The sequence below is a fragment of the Streptomyces sp. NPDC014882 genome, assembly GCF_043081325.1.
Lineage (GTDB): Bacteria > Actinomycetota > Actinomycetes > Streptomycetales > Streptomycetaceae > Streptomyces.
In genome coordinates this window covers 166,291-183,098 of sequence record NZ_JBIBWL010000014.1, presented here as the reverse complement: position 1 = coordinate 183,098, position 16,808 = coordinate 166,291, and the positions used below count along the sequence as shown (strand labels likewise).

Below are 16,808 nucleotides of genomic sequence, written 5' to 3'. Positions count from 1 at the left end.
GACCCCCACCAGTCGGCAGGGGTCCTGTGAGGCTCTGTGATCGGTTCAGCTCTGGCTCTCGTCGTGCGCCTGGAGAGCCTGAGAGATGGCACCGACCGAGGGGTTACAGGGTTCACCGCTCCCGGCCTTGTACGTGAGGTGCGGCTGAATCTGCCGGATCGTGAAGCCCTTGGAGGTCGTTTTCGCCCGATGTTTCATCCTGTAATCGGTTGTTTCGCGGGCATTATCGGGTCGCGTCAGGAGATGGTGTTCTCGCCGGTGAGGCGGCGGGCCATGAGGTCGGTCATGGCAATGTGGATCACGGCTTCGGAGCGGGTGGGGAGGGTTTCGTAGTCGCGCGCGAGGCGCCGGTGGAGCATGAGCCAGCCGTAGGTCCGCTCGACTGCCCACCGCTTCGGGATCGGGGTGAAACCCCTGGTCCCGGGTTTGCGGGCGGTGATCTCCATATCGATGCCGAGGATCGCGGCATGCTCGACGAGGTGCTGCCGGTAGCCGCCGTCGACCCAGACTTTGCGGATGCCGGGGTGATCCGCGGCAACCTGGTCCAGAAGCCGGGCACCGGCGACGGAGTCTTGCACGCTCGCTGCGGTGACCAGGACGGCAAGGAGGAGTCCGAGCGTGTCGGTCACGATGCCCCGCTTACGGCCGACGATCTTCTTGCCGGCGTCGACGCCCTGGCCGGAAGCCGGGACGCTGGTGGAGGTCTTGACGCTCTGGGCGTCGATCACGCACGCCGACGGCTCTGCGTCCCGGCCTTCCCTTTCGCGTAACAGCTGTCGGAGCAGGCCGCCTGGCTGAGCGAACACGCCCTCGTCGGCCCATGTGGCGAAGGAGTCCGTAGACCGTGTTCCAGTGCGGGAAATCGTGCGGGAGGTAGCGCCACTGGACTCCGGTCCGGTCCACGTACAAGATCGCGTCCATGATGTCGCGCAGGTCATGCTGGGGCGGCCGGCCGAAGTCCAGGGCTCTGCCACGGCGCTCGAAGCGCCACGCGGCCAGGACCGGCTCGATCAACTCCCAGCGGGCATCGGACAGATCACTCGGACAGGGACGTCGCTTCGCCATGCTTACGGCGTGCCGCCGCGAACCGAGTGCGCCCAGGCGTGCGGCAGCGGCAGTGGAAGTACACCACCACGAAGACCGGGCATCCTGGGATGAGACAGGCTCACGTCGCTTTCCGTCTCATCCGCAACCGCAACTGCCCCGCAAGCATCGACGGTCGCCATGGCCTCACCCGCACCACTATTCAGCACTTCAAGAATCGCCCGACAAGCGGGCAGTCCGGGTGAAAACGACCTCTTAGAGACGGCTACTGCCTCTCCCCTAAGAGACCCTAAGACCTGTCCCGTAATTGATCACGGGCGGGCTTGCTGACCTGCCTGCTCTCGGTTCAGCCGGCGAGGGCGAGGTTGTGAAGACGGGCGACGCCGAGCATGGCGTCGTGGACGCCGTCGCCCTTCAAGCGGCAGTCGCGGAGGATCTTCCAGCTCTTCATCCGTGCGAAGGCGTGCTCGACACGGGCCCTGACCTTGCGGTGCGAGGCATTGTGTTCTTCTTTCCAGGCCGGAAGTTCGGCCTGGCCGGGGTCACGGTGGTGAGGGACGATCAGGCCAGTGCCCCGGTAGCCGCCGTCAGCGATCACAGCGGTCCGGCCGATGGCGTCCTTCGCTCCGGACAGTTCCCATGCCTTGCAGTCGTTGCGGTTCCCCGGGACCGGCCGGCCGACTGCGACCACCAGACGGGTGTCGGCATCGATGACGACCTGGTGTTGGTGCAGTACCTGTAGTTCTTCGACTGCTCGGCGATCGTGTGGTCACGGGTGGGGACCAGGGTGCCGTCGACGATCAGAACGGCGTCCCTCCGGAACCTCTTGCGAGGCTGCAGGGCGAGAGACGGCCCGAAGTGGGCGATCATCCGGTCCGCAGCGGACTTGGACATCCCGAACAGTGGGGCAAGTTGGCGCAGGGTGAGGTTCGTCCGCCAGTACGCGGTCACGAGCTTCGTGAACTGGCGCGGACTCAGCCCGGTGAACGGGGTTATCCAGGAGGGTTCCGACGCCGTGATCACACCAGCCACGGCGGAATCGTCTCACCTTGATCAGGTTCCAGGGCCCGCAGTCTCTGGCGGGATGTATCTCGGTCGCCTGGACGGATTCGGTGTGAGAGCCTCCCGCCTGTGGCTACGGAAACCGAGGTGGGAGAGCTGTTGCACCAGCGCGGCTGGCGGACGGCATTCACGGTCGCTGAAAGGGTGAATGCGTGGGCCGCCCTGGTGAGCGTCATCGAGCGCGGCTACGGCGACGATATCTACGAGTACACCAACGACCTCTACTGCCGAAACTGGCTGCACGAGGCGTGGCTCCCGCTGGACGAACACATCGTCCAGCTCTGGACCCCGAAGATCAAAGCTCTGGACGACCGGTACAAGGCCGCGACCGTCGACGACGATGGCCAAGCACTCGACCAGTTCCACAGACTGCCCGGCCCTGAGCTGTGGTGGTGGCGGCGACACCCCCGCATCCTCACCGGAGACCTCGGGCGTTCGCTTCGCTCGGTCGGTGCCATCGGCACCGACTCTGACACATCATGGCCCTCAGCCCCGTGGGTTACGGGACAGGTCTTAGGCACGCGAAAGACCAGACCACCCCCAATTGTTATTCAACCGTCAATGGTGGGGGTGGTCGAATTCATACGCAATTCCATAAAAGAATAAGGTCCCGCCATTCGACAGGGCCTTTCTTTACGCCTCTTTCTTTACTGAATTTTCAATACCTCGGGGACTTCCTCTGCGATGAATTCCCTCAGTTCAGGGTTAGTCCAATGCGCCGGTACGTTCCATCCGGCCATCTGCCATCCCTCAACAGAGGCAGCGTCCAATCCCGCAGCATGGGCGAGTTGCTTGAGATCTCCGAGTGAGACCACAACGCCATGTGCGACATTGGGAATTGCTTGCTTCCAGACGTATACCCGTACGTCCCTGCCTGTCAGATAGTCCCTGCGCTGCTCGGTTCTCATACCTCCCCACTTCTGAGCCCAGATAAGGCCAGTCTCTACGTACCGAGTTACCGCAGGGCGTACAGGCTTAGCCTTGAGCTCTTTCTGTTTCCTGGTCAGGTTCCCGTGCATACGCCAGTAGGACTCTTCTTTCTCTGGCTCGTCGTACCGGCCGTTCTCATAGTCTTTCTCCAGGCGCAGCAGACGTGCTGTGACCTGGTCAAGCTCTGCCGTGTGGTCCTCCCCCGACTCTGTCACCTTCACCACCTCGGGTAGCTCTCCTAGTCTGCTCAACAGCGCTTCCTCGAATACGTCATTGAGCAAGTCCTCAGGGATTCGAGCGGGCGCAGCACACGGCATCCCCTTGGAACGGGCCGTACACGAGTAGTGCCGATACGTCTTGACTTCCCCCGTTGCCAGTGTCTTCTTCAACCGGTGGCAGAACATGCGCGCTCCGCACTCTCCGCAGCGAGCAACGCCAGTCAGCAGAGAGGCTTGATTGGTACGCCGGATATCCGATACGCCACGAGACTTGATCGCTGCGACGGTGGCTTGCCATTCGGCATTCGTGAGAATCGGGTATTCCGTAGCCATAACCAAGTTCCCTTGGTCATCCTCGTACGGCTCACCTTTGTACGCGAGGAATCCAGCGCAGGAAGGGTGCTTGAGGATGCGCTGTACTACCTGGGGACTCCAGTTGGTTCCCTTGGGCTCTGTCAGAGCCGTCCCGTTCCTACGCCTAGAGTCCTTACCTCTCAGCTCCCGCAAATAGTCACGCCACGTGAGTACACCTTTGGCGTTCAGCTCTCGTGCTACCTGGTTAGTGGAGACTCCCGCACGTACGCGCTCTGAGATCTCTTTCAAGAGCTTGGCGTACCTGGCTTCCGGCACCAGGACGTAGTGTCTCCCGTCCGGTGAGTCCGCGTAGATGTAGCCGAAAGGTGTGTGTCCGCCAGCGAACAGGCCGTTCCTGCGTAGGTAGTCCCTGGCATCCGCTACCCGTTGCCGGATCTTCCTCAGCTCTGCTGCTGCCTGTGTTGCCTTGGCGTAGGCGATGAGCCGTCCCGTCTCCGTGGCGATGTCGAACGAGGGGTCATCGAGGACGACCAGAGTCTTCCCCCAGTCCAGAACGTTCTTCACGAACGCCATGAAATGGAGGTCATCGCGGCTCAGCCGGTCTTGTGTTGTGACTGCCAGGACATCCCACTTCTCCCGCCCCTCCTCCGTGAGCCAGGGCCCCATAGAGGGGCGCTCAGGGAGGTCTACAGAGCCAGACACCGACCGGTCCTCCACCACTCCCGCTACGTCGTGTCCGAGCCCCTGAGCCCACGTGTGGAGCTTCTCCAACTGCCGTGGGATGGAGGTTGATTCGTCGGTGTCCACACTGATCCGTGCGGCGAGTAGCGCCCTCTGTGTCTCTGCCATGGACCAGAGCGTAGGGCAGTTTCACCCTGAGTATCTACGGACTGTCGCAGGAGGTGGAGAATGTCTGCGCGTTGTCGGGATGCTTGTGCAGCAGGAAGCCCAGGTCGGTGGCGGGGCGTTCAGGGGTGCCGGTGGTGGTGATCGTCAGGAACACGGTGGGTGCCTCGAAAGGGTTCGGAAGGAGCGAAAGCGCTGGTGATGCGCCTGCGCGCCGGTCCAACGTACAGAGAACGGCGCGCACGCACCCGGGTTTTTCCCCGCGCTACCGCGCCGCCCGTTCCCAGGGCCGGACGCCGAGCCTCCCGGTGGTTCCCAGGTCGAGTCCGGGCGTCACCATGACCGGGTCGGCGCCCGCCTTCGCGCGGACCCGGACGTACGGGACGTTCACCGGCGTACCGAATTCGGTGGTGTTGCGCCACACCAGGCTCGCCCTCGCCGTCTCGCCCGGCTTCAGGGTGACGGGCTCGGGCGGCACGTCGGGCCCGGCCCCGGTGGTGATCTCGCCGCTGCCCCGGAGGATCTCGACGCCGTCGACCGGCTCGTGTTCGCCGTCCAGCAGTTCCAGCAGCGGATAGCCGTGGACGGCGTAGTCGCGCGGTCCGCAGTTCTCCAGGTGCAGGCCCACCACGCGCAGGCCCATCGCCGCGTCGCCCTGGTCGGCGGTGACGCGGATCCCGGAGGGCGGGCAGTCGCCCGCCCCGGCCGGCGCCTCGTCGGCCGGCACCTTGGTGACGTCGGCGACCTCGGCGCGCGTCACCGACGAGGCTCCCGGCGTCGCCGCCCCGAGGACGACGGTGCCGCGGACGGTCTCTCCGGGGCCGACCGCGCGCACGGTCGCCCGCTGGTTGCCCATCGCCTCGCCGGCGTCGTTGGTGAAGCCTACGAGGATCGTGTACGTCATCGCCTCGGAGCCCCGGTTGGTGACCTCGTAGGCGGCGGAGATGCCGGTGGCGGAGCCGGTGGGCAGCCGCTCCGCGGTGACCGAGAGGCTGCGCCGGGGGGTCGGGGAGGCCGACGGGACGGTCACCGAGGTGATCCGGACCCCGTCGACGCCCGGGTCGCTCACCTGGACGCCGGGGGAGGGCGTGTCCGCGCCGGGGCCGCTGCCGTGGGTGCCGGCGCGTTGCGTTCCGCAGGCCGAGAGCAGCAGGACGGCGGCGAGGGCGGGAAGGAGGAGGGGGGCGGGTCTGCGCATCCGGCCACCCCATCAGGGGGCCGCCCCGGCGACTGTGGTGGAGGCCATAATTCCGGTCACAGGGCTGTCACAGTGACCGCCGCGGCCTTCCGGGTGTCGGACAACGTTGTCCGACACCCGGAAGGCCGCGGTGCGGATACTTGCGCGCCGCCGCGCTCCGGGTTCCGGACATCGTTGTCCAAGAGCCGGGAGGCCGAGACCGGGGAGGCCGAGACCCGGGAGGCCGGGGTGCGGGAGGCCGGGGTGCGGGAGGCCGGGGTGCGGGTGCCTGTGCGCCGCCGCGCTCCGGGTTCCGGGTTCCGGGCATCGTCGTCCGGGGCCCGGGGCCCGGGGCCAGGACGCGGGCCGTGCGGGGCGTGCGTCCGGAGCCGGGGGCGTGCGGGGCGTGCGGTGTCGTTACGCCAGCTGCGACTGGACCTGGGCGGAGATCAGCTCCAGGTGGTCCAGGTCGTGCAGGTCGAGGACCTGGAGGTAGAGGCGCGTGGAGCCGATCTCCGCGTAGCGGCCGATCTTCTCGACGACCTCGGCCGGGGTGCCCGCCAGGCCGTTCTCCTTCAGCTCGCCGACCTCGCGGCCGATCGCGGCGGCCCGGCGGGCGACCTCCCGGTCGTCCTTGCCGACGCACACCACGAGGGCGTTGGAGTAGGTGATCGCGTCGGGTGCGCGCCCCGCCTTCTCGGCGGCGGCCCGGACCCGGCCGAACTGCCGCTCGGTGTCCTCGACCGAGCTGAACGGCATGTTGAACTCGTCGGCGTACAGGGCGGTCAGCCGGGGCGTACGGGTCGCCCCGTGACCGCCGATGAGCACGGGGATCTTCGCCTGGGCGGGCTTGGGCAGCGCGGGCGAGTCCTTGAGCTGGTAGTACTCCCCCTGGAAGTCGAAGGTCCGGCCGGCCGGCGTCGCCCACAGGCCCGTGACGATCTCGAGCTGCTCCTCCAGGCGGCCGAACTTCTCCTTCGGGAACGGGATGCCGTACGCGGCGTGCTCCTCGGCGAACCAGCCGGCGCCGAGGCCGAGTTCGACGCGGCCGCCGGACATCTGGTCCACCTGGGCGACCTGGATGGCGAGGACGCCGGGCAGCCGGAAGGTGGCGGCGGTCATGAGTGTGCCGAGCCGGATGCGCCTGGTCTCCCGGGCGAGGCCGGCGAGGGTGATCCAGGCGTCGGTGGGGCCGGGCAGACCGTCCACGTCACCCATCTTCAGGTAGTGGTCGGAGCGGAAGAAGGCGTCGAAGCCGAGGTCTTCGGTGGCCTTCGCCACCGTGAGGAGCGTGTCGTAGGTGGCGCCCTGCTGGGGCTCGGTGAAGATGCGGAGATCCATACCTCCATCCTGCCTGAGAAACCCCGTCGACCTCGGCAGTCCCTCCGGCACCGTCCGTCCCGGCCGGGTGGGGTACGAGCGGCGTACGGGGTGACGTACCGGGGGTGGCGCACGGGGTGACGTACGGGCGGGGACGCCCGGTGCGCCGACGGCGCCCGCTCCCCCGCGGGGTCACCCCTCCCGCAACGCCCCTTCCCGCGCCGCCAGTTTGCGCAGCATCTCCAGGATCCGGTCCCTCGACTCGTCCGCCGCGTCGATGGCCTCCATGCACTGCCAGTACGTCCCCTCGTCGGCCGCCGAACTGGCGACGCCGACGAGGGCGATGCCGACCTCGCCGAGCAGCTCGGCCAGGCGGAGGAGGGCCTCGCGGGCGTCGTCCAGTTCGGTGAGCCGGGCGGCGAGCAGGTCGCCGTGGTCGAGGTCCGGGGTGTCCAGCACCCCGCAGCCCCGGCCCGCCAGCTCGGTCAGCCTCAGCGCCTCGCCGCGCAGTTCGGGCGGGCCCGAGACCGCGAGGCGACTGCCGATCGCCTGGGCCAGGGCCTGCGCCTGCCACACCTCGGTCAGGGTCCGTCCGCTGCCGCCACTGCCCGCGAGAGCCCGGCTGCTGGTCAGGATGAGCCGCACCGCGTCCATGGGGTGCCCCCGTCTGTCCCGACGTGCTCCACGCACGTCCACGTCACCGCATTACTACCCAGAGTGAGGGTCGGTGGGACGAAAAGCCAGAGGAAGACCGAAATCTGTGGACAAAAATTCGATGTCGAACGGGGAAACACTCACGGAGAGTGATAGCGGAAGGCGTGACTCCGTCGGTCGGCGGCTTCGGTGGGCGACCCCGGCCGACGCCCCCGGCCGACGGCCCCGGTCGGCCGCTTCGGCCGACGGCCCCGCATGACGACCCGTACGGCGGCCCCGTACGCCCGCCCCGCAGCCCGCGCCGGGGCGGTCACGGCGCGGGGAACCTCCGCTCGTTGCGGTCGATCTTCGCGTCGAGCGCGGCCAGCGGATCGACGCCGAGCACTTCGCACAGTTGCAGCAGGTACGCGAGGACGTCGGCGATCTCGTCCGTCACCCGGTGCGCGGCGTCCGGGTCGTCCATCACGCGCGCCGACTCCTCCGGCGTCAGCCACTGGAAGATCTCCAGCAGTTCGGAGGCCTCCACGCTGAGCGCGGAGGCGAGGTTCTTGGGGGTGTGGAAGGGCTGCCAGTTCCGGGCCGCCCCGAACTCGGCCAGCCTGCGCTGCAGCTTCGCCACGTCGAGATGTTCTGTCACGGCTCCAGGTGTACCACCGCCGTTCCGGTGACCCCCGCCCGCCCGGGAGGCCTCACCCACCGCCCGACGCGACGGATGCGGCCGCGCCCCGGCCGCCCGGACGACGAGCAGCGGCGGCGGGGCGAGCGCGATCGGCGAAGCCGGGGCGGGCGCGGCCGGCTCACGCTTCCCGGCCCGGCGCCCGCACGCCGCTCACACCCCCGTCACACTCCCGCGTCCTCCATGAGCCCGCTCACCTCGGTACCCGGCGGGGTCAGCAGGAACACGTTGCGGTCGACCCGGTGCATGCCGCTGGCGAGGCCGAAGACCACTCCGGTGGAGAAGTCCAGGACCCGCTTGGCCACGTCGGTCTCCGCGCTGCTCAGATCGAGCAGCACCGGAATGCCCGACATCAGGGTCTCGGCGACCTCGCGCGCGTCCGCGAAGACGTTGACCCGCAGGACGACGAAGCGCCGCCGGGTCTCCGTCTCGGCGTCCGGCAGCGCGCGGTGGCTCACCGCCGACGGCCAGGCGTCCCGGCCGCGCAGCGGAACGACCTGAGCGAGCCCTTCCCACTGTTCATCGGTGACGTCGTAACGGCTCACCGGTACCCCCCGCACTGACTCGCTTTCACTGCCTGCACCAGCCATTCTTACGCCAAGTCACCCGTTCGGCCCAACATCGACACGGGCCGCGGCGGCGCCGGAAGCCCCCGGACCGCCTCCCGGCCGCCCCGCGGCGCGGCCTTCGCCTCCGCGAACACCCTTCTCACCGGCCCCGATCCCCCCTTCCGCGCCCCGCACTTGACGGGCATCGCACCGGTGCCGCCGCCCTCGCGGAGCCGGCCGCCCCCTCTCCCCCGCCTCCGGGACCCTCCCGACGACGACCGCCGCGCCGCCCGCCCCCGGCGCCCGTTCGCTTCTGCACCAGCCGCGGAGTCCGCCGCGGTCACCCCGCGCCGGACACGTCCACCCGTGCCCCCCTCGCGCACCCGTGACTCCTCGTGCACGCCGCCACGTGACACATCCGGCGCACCCGGCGCACGTGACATACGTGACGCGGCACACACCACACGACGCGACACAGAATTGGATCGATTCCATTTCTTGAACCGTTCGTGTTTGTGGGGGTAGGTTGGCGTCATGACCGCACCCGGGATTCCGTCCACGGCGGAGGAACTGCGCGGTGCCGGCCTGCGGGTGACGGCCGCCCGCGTCGCGCTGCTCGACACCGTGCGCGCGGGCGACCACCTCGGGGTCGAGGCGATCGCCGCGGGCGTCCGCGACCGCGTGGGCCACATATCGCTGCAGGCCGTGTACGAGGCGCTGCACGCGCTCACCGCGGCCGGTCTCCTGCGCCGTCTCGAGCCGCCCGGCAGCCCCGCCCGGTTCGAGGGCCGGGTCGGGGACAACCACCACCACCTCGTGTGCCGCTCCTGCGGCGCCATCGCCGACGTCGACTGCGCGGTCGGCCACGCCCCCTGCCTGACCGCCTCCGACCGCCACGGCTTCTCCGTCGACGAGGCCGAGGTCATCTACTGGGGCCTGTGCCCCGGCTGCTCCGGCGCCCCGTCGGCCACCTGAACCACCCGCCCCACCAGCTCCACCAGTGCACCGCCCCACCCGCTCCACCGACGCACCGCTCCACGCAGTAGCCAAGCACCGCGATCCACGCAGTTCGGAAGGAACCCCCAATGACCGAGAACCACGACGCGATCGTCACGGAACCGAAGGCGGAGGAGGCCGGCGGCTGCCCGGTCGCGCACGGGCGTGCCCTGCACCCGACCCAGGGCGGCGGGAACCGCCAGTGGTGGCCGGAGCGCCTCAACGTCAAGATCCTCGCCAAGAACCCGGCCGTGGCCAACCCGCTCGGTGAGGAGTTCGACTACGCCGAGGCGTTCAGGAACCTCGACCTCGCGGCCGTGAAGCAGGACATCGCCGAGGTGCTGACGACCTCGCAGGACTGGTGGCCGGCCGACTTCGGCAACTACGGTCCGCTGATGGTCCGGATGGCCTGGCACAGCGCCGGCACCTACCGCATCAGCGACGGCCGCGGCGGCGCCGGCGCGGGCCAGCAGCGCTTCGCCCCGCTCAACAGCTGGCCGGACAACGCCAACCTGGACAAGGCCCGCCGGCTGCTGTGGCCGGTGAAGAAGAAGTACGGCCAGAGCCTGTCCTGGGCCGACCTGCTCGTCCTCACCGGCAACGTCGCGCTGGAGCAGATGGGCTTCGAGACCTTCGGCTTCGGCGGCGGCCGCGAGGACGTCTGGGAGCCCGAGGAGGACGTGTACTGGGGTCCCGAGACCACCTGGCTCGACGACCGGCGCTACAGCGGTGACCGCGAGCTGGAGAACCCGCTCGGCGCCGTCCAGATGGGCCTGATCTACGTCAACCCCGAGGGCCCCAACGGCAACCCGGACCCGCTGGCCGCGGCCCGCGACATCCGTGAGACGTTCCGCCGCATGGCCATGAACGACGAGGAGACCGTCGCGCTGATCGCCGGCGGCCACACCTTCGGCAAGACCCACGGCGCGGGCCCCGCCGACCACGTCGGCGACGACCCCGAGGCCGCCTCCCTCGCGGAGCAGGGCCTCGGCTGGAAGAGCACCTACGGCACCGGCAAGGGCGGCGACACCATCACGTCCGGCCTCGAGGTCACCTGGACCGCCACGCCGACGCGGTGGAGCAACGGCTTCTTCAAGAACCTGTTCGAGTTCGAGTACGAGCTGACCGAGTCCCCGGCCGGCGCCAAGCAGTGGGTGGCCAAGGACGCCGAGGCCATCATCCCCGACGCCCACGACGCGTCGAAGAAGCACCTGCCGACCATGCTCACCACCGACCTGGCGCTGCGCGTCGACCCGGTCTACGAGCAGATCTCGCGCCGCTTCTACGAGAACCCCGACCAGTTCGCGGACGCCTTCGCCCGTGCCTGGTACAAGCTGACCCACCGCGACATGGGCCCGAAGTCGCTGTACCTCGGCCCGGAGGTCCCGGAGGAGACCCTGCTGTGGCAGGACCCGCTGCCGGAGCGGACGTACGAGCTGGTCGACGCCGACGACGTCGCCGCCCTGAAGGAGCAGATCCTCGCCTCGGGCCTGACCGTTTCGCAGCTGGTGTCCACCGCCTGGGCGTCGGCCTCGACGTTCCGCGGCAGCGACAAGCGCGGCGGCGCCAACGGCGCGCGCATCCGCCTGGAGCCGCAGCGCGGCTGGGAGGCCAACGACCCCGACCGGCTCGCGCTCGTGCTGCGCACCCTGGAGGGCGTCCAGCAGGCCTTCAACTCCGGCCGCACCGACGGCAAGCAGGTCTCGCTGGCCGACCTGATCGTGCTGGGCGGCGCCGCCGCGGTCGAGCGGGCCGCCAAGGAGGGCGGCTTCGAGGTCGAGGTGCCGTTCACGCCGGGCCGGGTGGACGCGACCGAGGAGCACACCGACGCGGAGTCCTTCGCCGCGCTGGAGCCGGCCGCCGACGGGTTCCGCAACTACGTCGGCAAGGGCAACCGCCTGCCGGCCGAGTACCTGCTGCTCGACAAGGCCAACCTGCTGACCCTGAGCGCCCCCGAGATGACCGTCCTCGTCGGCGGCCTGCGCGTGCTGGGCGCGAACCACCAGGAGTCGCAGCTCGGCGTCCTCACCACCACGCCCGGCGTCCTGACCAACGACTTCTTCGTCAACCTGCTCGACCTGGGCACGACGTGGAAGGCGACCTCCGAGGACCAGAGCACCTTCGAGGGCCGCGACGCCGCCACCGGCGAGCTCAAGTGGGCCGGCACCCGCGCCGACCTCGTCTTCGGCTCGAACTCCGAGCTGCGCGCGCTGGCGGAGGTCTACGCGAGCGACGACGCGAAGGAGAAGTTCGTCAAGGACTTCGTCGACGCCTGGGTCAAGGTCTGCGACCTGGACCGCTTCGACCTGGTCTGACCTTCTCGCGCACCGGCCGGGCCGCTCCCCTCGGGGGCGGGCCCGGCCGTCCGCGTTCCCCGGGCGCCGGATCCACCGGCACGCCGTCCGGCAGCGCCCCGCCCCGTCCGGCCCGGCCCGCCCGCCCGCCCGCGCGAGGGGGACCCGGGGGGACCGGGCGGGACCCGGGGGCGGGGCCGGGCGGCGGCGTCGCCCGCCACGCCCCGTCACAGGGCGACGACGGCCCGTACCACCGTGCCGTGGGGGGACCGCCGCACGGACGTGTCCAGGGAGTACGCGTCGACCAGGGCGAGCCCGCGGCCGAAGCCGGCGTCCATGTCGGCCGCCTCGCGGCGCCGGGAGGGACGTTCCCGCCACCGACCGTGGTCGCGCACCACCACGGTCAGCTCGCCGTCGCCGGCCACGAACATCACCTCGAGGTCGGCGCTGCCGCTGTGCAGGACCACGTTGGTCGCCAGCTCGGTGACGATCACGGCGAGCGCCTCCTCCGCCGCCGCGGACAGCCCGCGGCTGTGCGCCAGCGCCTTCGCCAGCCGGCGCAGGCAGGGCACGGCGGGCGCGGACGCCGTGAGGGCCGCCATCGCCAGGACGTGCCCGGTGCCGGGGGGCACCGTCTCGCGGAGGCACACGAACTCCGGCGGCCTCTCCACGCCGGGGAGCACCCCGCCGGGGCTCGGATAGGTCACGTTGCTCACGCCGGACTCCTGCCTGGCAGTCGACCGCGTCGGTGGCGGGCCCTGCCGGTACCACTGACCACGGGCCTTACGCACTCCACCGTGCCCGCCCTCCGGAAGCCGCGGCAATCAGGGCAGACTGAGTACGGATACGCAAACAACAAGGCGACGTGTGTGAAGACGGGGTGACGAACCATGCCGGACACCGCCGCACCGGCGGGCGGGGCCGAGGACGCGCTGCTGAGACGGATCACGGCGGCCCTCGCGCCGGAAGGGCCCGGCCGGCCCCTCCTGCTGCTGGTCGAGGGCGCCGCGGGAACCGGCAAGAGCCGCCTGCTGCGCCGGCTCGCGGCGGGCCGGACCGGGACCGTGCTGCGGACGGTCCCCGACGGGCCGCTGCCCGGTCACGGCCCCGTGCTGCTCCTCGTCGAGGACGTGCACCGGGCGGCGCCCGCCGACACCGCGCGGCTGGCGTCCCTGCTCGCCGCCCCGCCCGCGCGTCTCGCCTGCGTCCTGAGCTACCGCCCCGAGGAGCTCGCCGAACCGGGGCTGGTCCTGGGGCCGGGCACCGAGTTCCCCGCCTCCCTCACCGTGGTCCGGCACGTCCTCGGACCGCTCGACGTCGCCGCCGTCCGCCGCATGGCCGACCACGCCCTGGGCGCGGACCGCGTCACGGCCGGCCTGGCCGAGACCCTGCACCGCGCCTCCGGCGGTGTCGCGCAGGTCGTCGCCGACCTGCTCGACCAGCTGGCCGCGGACTCCCCCGCCGGCTCTCCCGCCGGCGGCCGGCCGCTCTGCGTCGACGCCGACCGGCTGGACGCGCCGCCCCGGCTGAACACGCTGGTGCTGCGGCGCACCGCCGCCGTGCCCGCGGAGCACCGGCAGATCGTGTTCGCCGCCGCCGTCCTCGACGAGCCCGCCACCTCCCGCGACCTCGCCGTCGTGGCGGGTCTCGCCGGCCGGGCCGGCCACGACGCCCTGGTCGCCGCCCTGCGGGCCGCCGCCCTCCAGGAGTGCGGCGACGGCCGGTACGGCTTCGCCTCACCGCTCGCCGCCGCCGCCGTCCGCGGCGCGGCGGACGGGCCCGACCGGGAGGCGCTGCACCGGCGGGCCGCACGCCTGCTCGCCGGGCGCCAGCCCGTCCCCTGGGAGCGCGTGGCCGGTCACCGCCGTGCCTGCGGCGACGAGCGGGGCCGGCTGCTCGCCGTCGAACGCGCCGCCCAGCAGTACGAGGACGCCGGCGAGCAGCCGCGCGCCGTGGGTCTCCTGGAGTCGGCGCTGGAGACCGGCACGATTCCCGAGCAGGTCCGCTCCCGGCTCGCCATGCTGCTGGCCCGCTGTGCCGTGGTGGGCCTGCGCTCCGACCAGACGCTGAAGGTGCTGCGGCACATCGTGGCCGACCCCGGCCTGCCTCCCGCCGTGCGCGGTGAGATCCGTCTGGACCTCGGGCTCCTGCAGTGCAACCAGATGGGCCAGGTCATGGAGGGACGGGACGAACTCGCCCGCGCGGTGGAGGAGCTGGCGGGCCGGCCGACGCCGCTGGCCCGGGCGATGTCGGCGCTCGCGATGCCGTACGGGCCGGACGCGTCCTTCGCCGAGAACGTCGTCTGGATCGAGCGTGCCGTGGCCGTCGCGGAGGAGTCGGGGGACCCGGTGGTCCAGGCCGCCGTCGCCGCGAACCGGGTGAGCGTGCTGCTCAACGGCGGCGACCCGGCCGCCTGGCAGCTCGTCGACCGCCTGCCCCGCGACAGCGACATCGTCGGCAGCCGGCAGCAGACCTCCCGCGGGCTGTGCAACGCGGCGGACGCGGCGGTGTGGCTCGGCCACTACGAGAAGTCACGGGCCCTGCTCTCCGAGGGGGTGGAGCTGGCGGCGCGCAGCGGCGCCGTCTACGCCGAGCAGACCGGCCGCGGCTGCGCCCTCGTCCTCGACTGGGCGACCGGGAACTGGTCCGGGCTCGCCGACCGGTGCCGCGCCTTCGTCGACGAGGCCGGTGACATGCCCTACCTCGCCTCCGACGCCCGGATGGTCCTCGGCCTGCTCGCCCTGTCCCGCGGCGAGTGGGCCGGTGCGGTCACCCACCTGACCGGGCCCGGAGCGGCCGACCTCGACACCGGCCCGGTACCGATCTCGGCGACCGTGTCCGGCGCCCTGATCAGGATGGCGCTGGCCCACGAGGACGTCGCCGGCGCGGCCGCGGAGGCGGACGCGGCGTGGCGGCGGCTGCGGGCCAAGGGGCTGTGGGCCTGGGCCGCCGAACTCGCCCCCTGGGCGGTGGAGGCGACCCTGCGGGCCGGGGACGCCCCCGTCGCGAGCGCGATGACCGACGAGTTCGCCGCCGGGCTGGAGGACCGCGACGCGCCGTCGGCCGAGGCGGCGCTCGCCTGGACCCGCGGCGTCCTGGCCGAACACACGGGTGAGACGGCCGAGGCCGCCGCGGCCTACGGCCGGAGCGCCGCCGCGTACCGGGCGCTGTCCCGCCCGTACCACGAGGCGCTCACCTCGGCGGCCGCCGCCCGCTGCGTCCTCGGTCTCCGGGAGGACGACGGTTCCGCCGTCGCCGCGCTCAGTGACCGCGCCACGGTCTTCGACTCGCTCGGCGCCACCTGGGACGCCGCCCGCACCCGCGCCGACCTGCGCCTTCACCAGCCCGCCGGGGAACGGCGGCCGCCCGGCCGCCCCGGCTACGGCGACGTGCTCTCGCCGCGGGAGACGGAGGTCGCCGAACTCGCCGCCGCGGGCATGTCCAACCGGGAGATAGCCACCACCCTGCACCTGTCCCCGCGCACCGTCGAGCAGCACGTCGCCCGGGCCCTGCAGAAGATCGGCGTGCACTCCCGGCAGCAGCTCGCGCACGCCCTCGGGGCGGCGGATTGATTACGTATCCGTGAACGCGCGCCCCGGATGGCGTGGCGGGCCGTGGGCGCACGATGCTCTTCCGGGCGGCGCCGCTCCCCACCCCCCACAGCGGCGCCGCAACGGGGAGGCCGCCACCGCGTGCCACGGCGGACCCGCCGGTCGGCCCGCGGCCCGGCCGTCCGAACCCGACAGCGGACGGCCGGGCCGCGCGCCGACCGGCGGGTCCGCGCACGCGGACCCGCCGCTCCCCGCGGGGCTCCGTCCGGGCCCGCGCCCCGCGGGACGGAGGCGCTCCCGCTCGTCGCCGGGGGCCTGCCGGACGCGGAGACCTCCCATCAAAGCCGCGCCCACCCGTGAGACGGCCGAGGCGTACGTCTCCTCCCCCGTCTCCTCCCCCCGCCCGAACCCGGACCGGCCGTGCCCGGCACCGGCGGAACGCCCGTTCAGGAGCCACCGGACCGGATCACGGGGCGGTCGGATCCTCCCGCCCGGATCCGGCCCGGGTTCACGGGCCCCGATGCCGCTCCCCGAGCCGGTCCGGGCCGGCCCGGACGGACTCCGGCCCGGCCCGAACGGACGGATGGACGGACGGAAGACCCCGGCGCCGACAGCCGCCGGCCCGTGCGGTGCCCGACGGCCGGCACGGTGCCCGACGGCCGGCACGATGGCGCCGTGCACGGGGAGGCGCCGTACACGAAGGCGCCAGGCCGGCTGAAAGGCGCTCCGGTGCGCGAACCGGATTCCGCGGACGTCCGGAGGGGCCTTCGCGCGGACATCGTGACGCCGGCCCGCGCCGGCCGCCGCACGACGTGGCGGCGGGTCCGGACGTACCGGCCGAGGGGACGTCCGGACCGGAGGCGACGTACCGGCGGGTCCGGACGCGCCGGCCGAGGGGACGTCCGAACCGGATGCGGCGGTGTCGACGGCGTGCCTTCCTCGCGGGCGGAACGCGAAAGCAACCGGATTGCGCGCCGGGGCACTTGACGCTCCATCAGAGAGAACTGGCCGGCTCCCACCCGCCGCTTCTCACCGTGCACGGCCGCACGGCACGTCGCACGGGCCGGGCGTGAAACGGCCACCGCGTCCGGACGGCGACCGGCGGAACCGGTCGGCACGCGCTCGCCGCCAGCACCCCCGAAAACGCCGCGTACCGCGTCCGACCGGGCCAACTGCG

General features: G+C 71.6%; 11 protein-coding genes and 3 pseudogenes. 4 read left to right on the top strand and 10 right to left on the bottom strand.

The features are described 5' to 3' along the window. Positions 1–236: 236 nt before the first annotated feature. Together ACF09K_RS27620 and ACF09K_RS27615 are read right to left on the bottom strand one after the other, a co-directional pair. A pseudogene (locus ACF09K_RS27620) lies at positions 237–1,065 on the bottom strand (IS5 family transposase). Between the two features lie 325 nt (positions 1,066–1,390). Further along, positions 1,391–2,076: pseudogene (locus ACF09K_RS27615) on the bottom strand (transposase). 99 nt (positions 2,077–2,175) lie between these two features. Between ACF09K_RS27615 and ACF09K_RS27610 the strand changes: the two are divergent. After that, positions 2,176–2,712, top strand: coding sequence for a hypothetical protein (locus ACF09K_RS27610; RefSeq protein ID WP_392247722.1), 537 nt, complete (start codon positions 2,176–2,178; stop codon positions 2,710–2,712). A 41-nt stretch (positions 2,713–2,753) separates the two neighbouring features. Here the strand turns inward: ACF09K_RS27610 and ACF09K_RS27605 are convergent, their stop codons facing one another. The 7 genes and pseudogenes from ACF09K_RS27605 to ACF09K_RS27575 all read right to left on the bottom strand — a co-directional run bounded on the left by ACF09K_RS27605 (position 2,754) and on the right by ACF09K_RS27575 (position 8,787). Next, positions 2,754–4,418: a recombinase family protein gene (locus ACF09K_RS27605; RefSeq protein ID WP_392247720.1), complete on the bottom strand. Its 1,665-nt coding sequence runs from the start codon at positions 4,416–4,418 to the stop codon at positions 2,754–2,756. Between the two features lie 49 nt (positions 4,419–4,467). After that, a pseudogene (locus ACF09K_RS27600) lies at positions 4,468–4,659 on the bottom strand (hypothetical protein); the annotation flags it as partial. Between the two features lie 21 nt (positions 4,660–4,680). Beyond that, positions 4,681–5,613 (bottom strand): DUF4232 domain-containing protein, encoded by a 933-nt coding sequence (locus tag ACF09K_RS27595; RefSeq protein WP_392247718.1) that lies wholly within the window; start codon positions 5,611–5,613, stop codon positions 4,681–4,683. A gap of 396 nt (positions 5,614–6,009) precedes the next feature. Further along, positions 6,010–6,933 (bottom strand): LLM class F420-dependent oxidoreductase, encoded by a 924-nt coding sequence (locus tag ACF09K_RS27590; protein WP_392247716.1) that lies wholly within the window; start codon positions 6,931–6,933, stop codon positions 6,010–6,012. Between the two features lie 171 nt (positions 6,934–7,104). Further along, on the bottom strand, positions 7,105–7,566 hold the full coding sequence (locus tag ACF09K_RS27585) for a DUF6099 family protein (RefSeq protein WP_392247714.1): 462 nt from the start codon (positions 7,564–7,566) through the stop codon (positions 7,105–7,107). Between the two features lie 310 nt (positions 7,567–7,876). Beyond that, positions 7,877–8,203: a nucleotide pyrophosphohydrolase gene (locus tag ACF09K_RS27580; protein ID WP_392247712.1), complete on the bottom strand. Its 327-nt coding sequence runs from the start codon at positions 8,201–8,203 to the stop codon at positions 7,877–7,879. A gap of 203 nt (positions 8,204–8,406) precedes the next feature. After that, positions 8,407–8,787 carry a cell division protein SepF gene (locus ACF09K_RS27575; RefSeq protein ID WP_392247710.1) on the bottom strand — a complete coding sequence of 127 codons (381 nt, stop codon included), beginning with the start codon at positions 8,785–8,787 and terminating at the stop codon, positions 8,407–8,409. 537 nt (positions 8,788–9,324) lie between these two features. Between ACF09K_RS27575 and ACF09K_RS27570 the strand changes: the two genes are divergently transcribed. Both ACF09K_RS27570 and katG read left to right on the top strand, forming a co-directional pair. Next, entirely contained in the window at positions 9,325–9,765 is a 441-nt protein-coding gene (locus ACF09K_RS27570) for a Fur family transcriptional regulator (protein ID WP_392247708.1), read from the top strand. A 110-nt stretch (positions 9,766–9,875) separates the two neighbouring features. Further along, positions 9,876–12,101 (top strand): catalase/peroxidase HPI, encoded by a 2,226-nt coding sequence (gene katG / locus ACF09K_RS27565; protein ID WP_392247706.1) that lies wholly within the window; start codon positions 9,876–9,878, stop codon positions 12,099–12,101. A 206-nt stretch (positions 12,102–12,307) separates the two neighbouring features. Here katG and ACF09K_RS27560 read toward each other — a convergent pair whose 3' ends face one another. Then, entirely contained in the window at positions 12,308–12,796 is a 489-nt protein-coding gene (locus ACF09K_RS27560) for an ATP-binding protein (RefSeq protein ID WP_392247704.1), read from the bottom strand. A gap of 174 nt (positions 12,797–12,970) precedes the next feature. On the opposite strand from ACF09K_RS27560, the gene ACF09K_RS27555 reads away from it, so the two are divergent. Then, positions 12,971–15,652 (top strand): LuxR C-terminal-related transcriptional regulator, encoded by a 2,682-nt coding sequence (locus tag ACF09K_RS27555; protein WP_392247702.1) that lies wholly within the window; start codon positions 12,971–12,973, stop codon positions 15,650–15,652. The last annotated feature ends 1,156 nt before the right edge of the window (positions 15,653–16,808 follow it).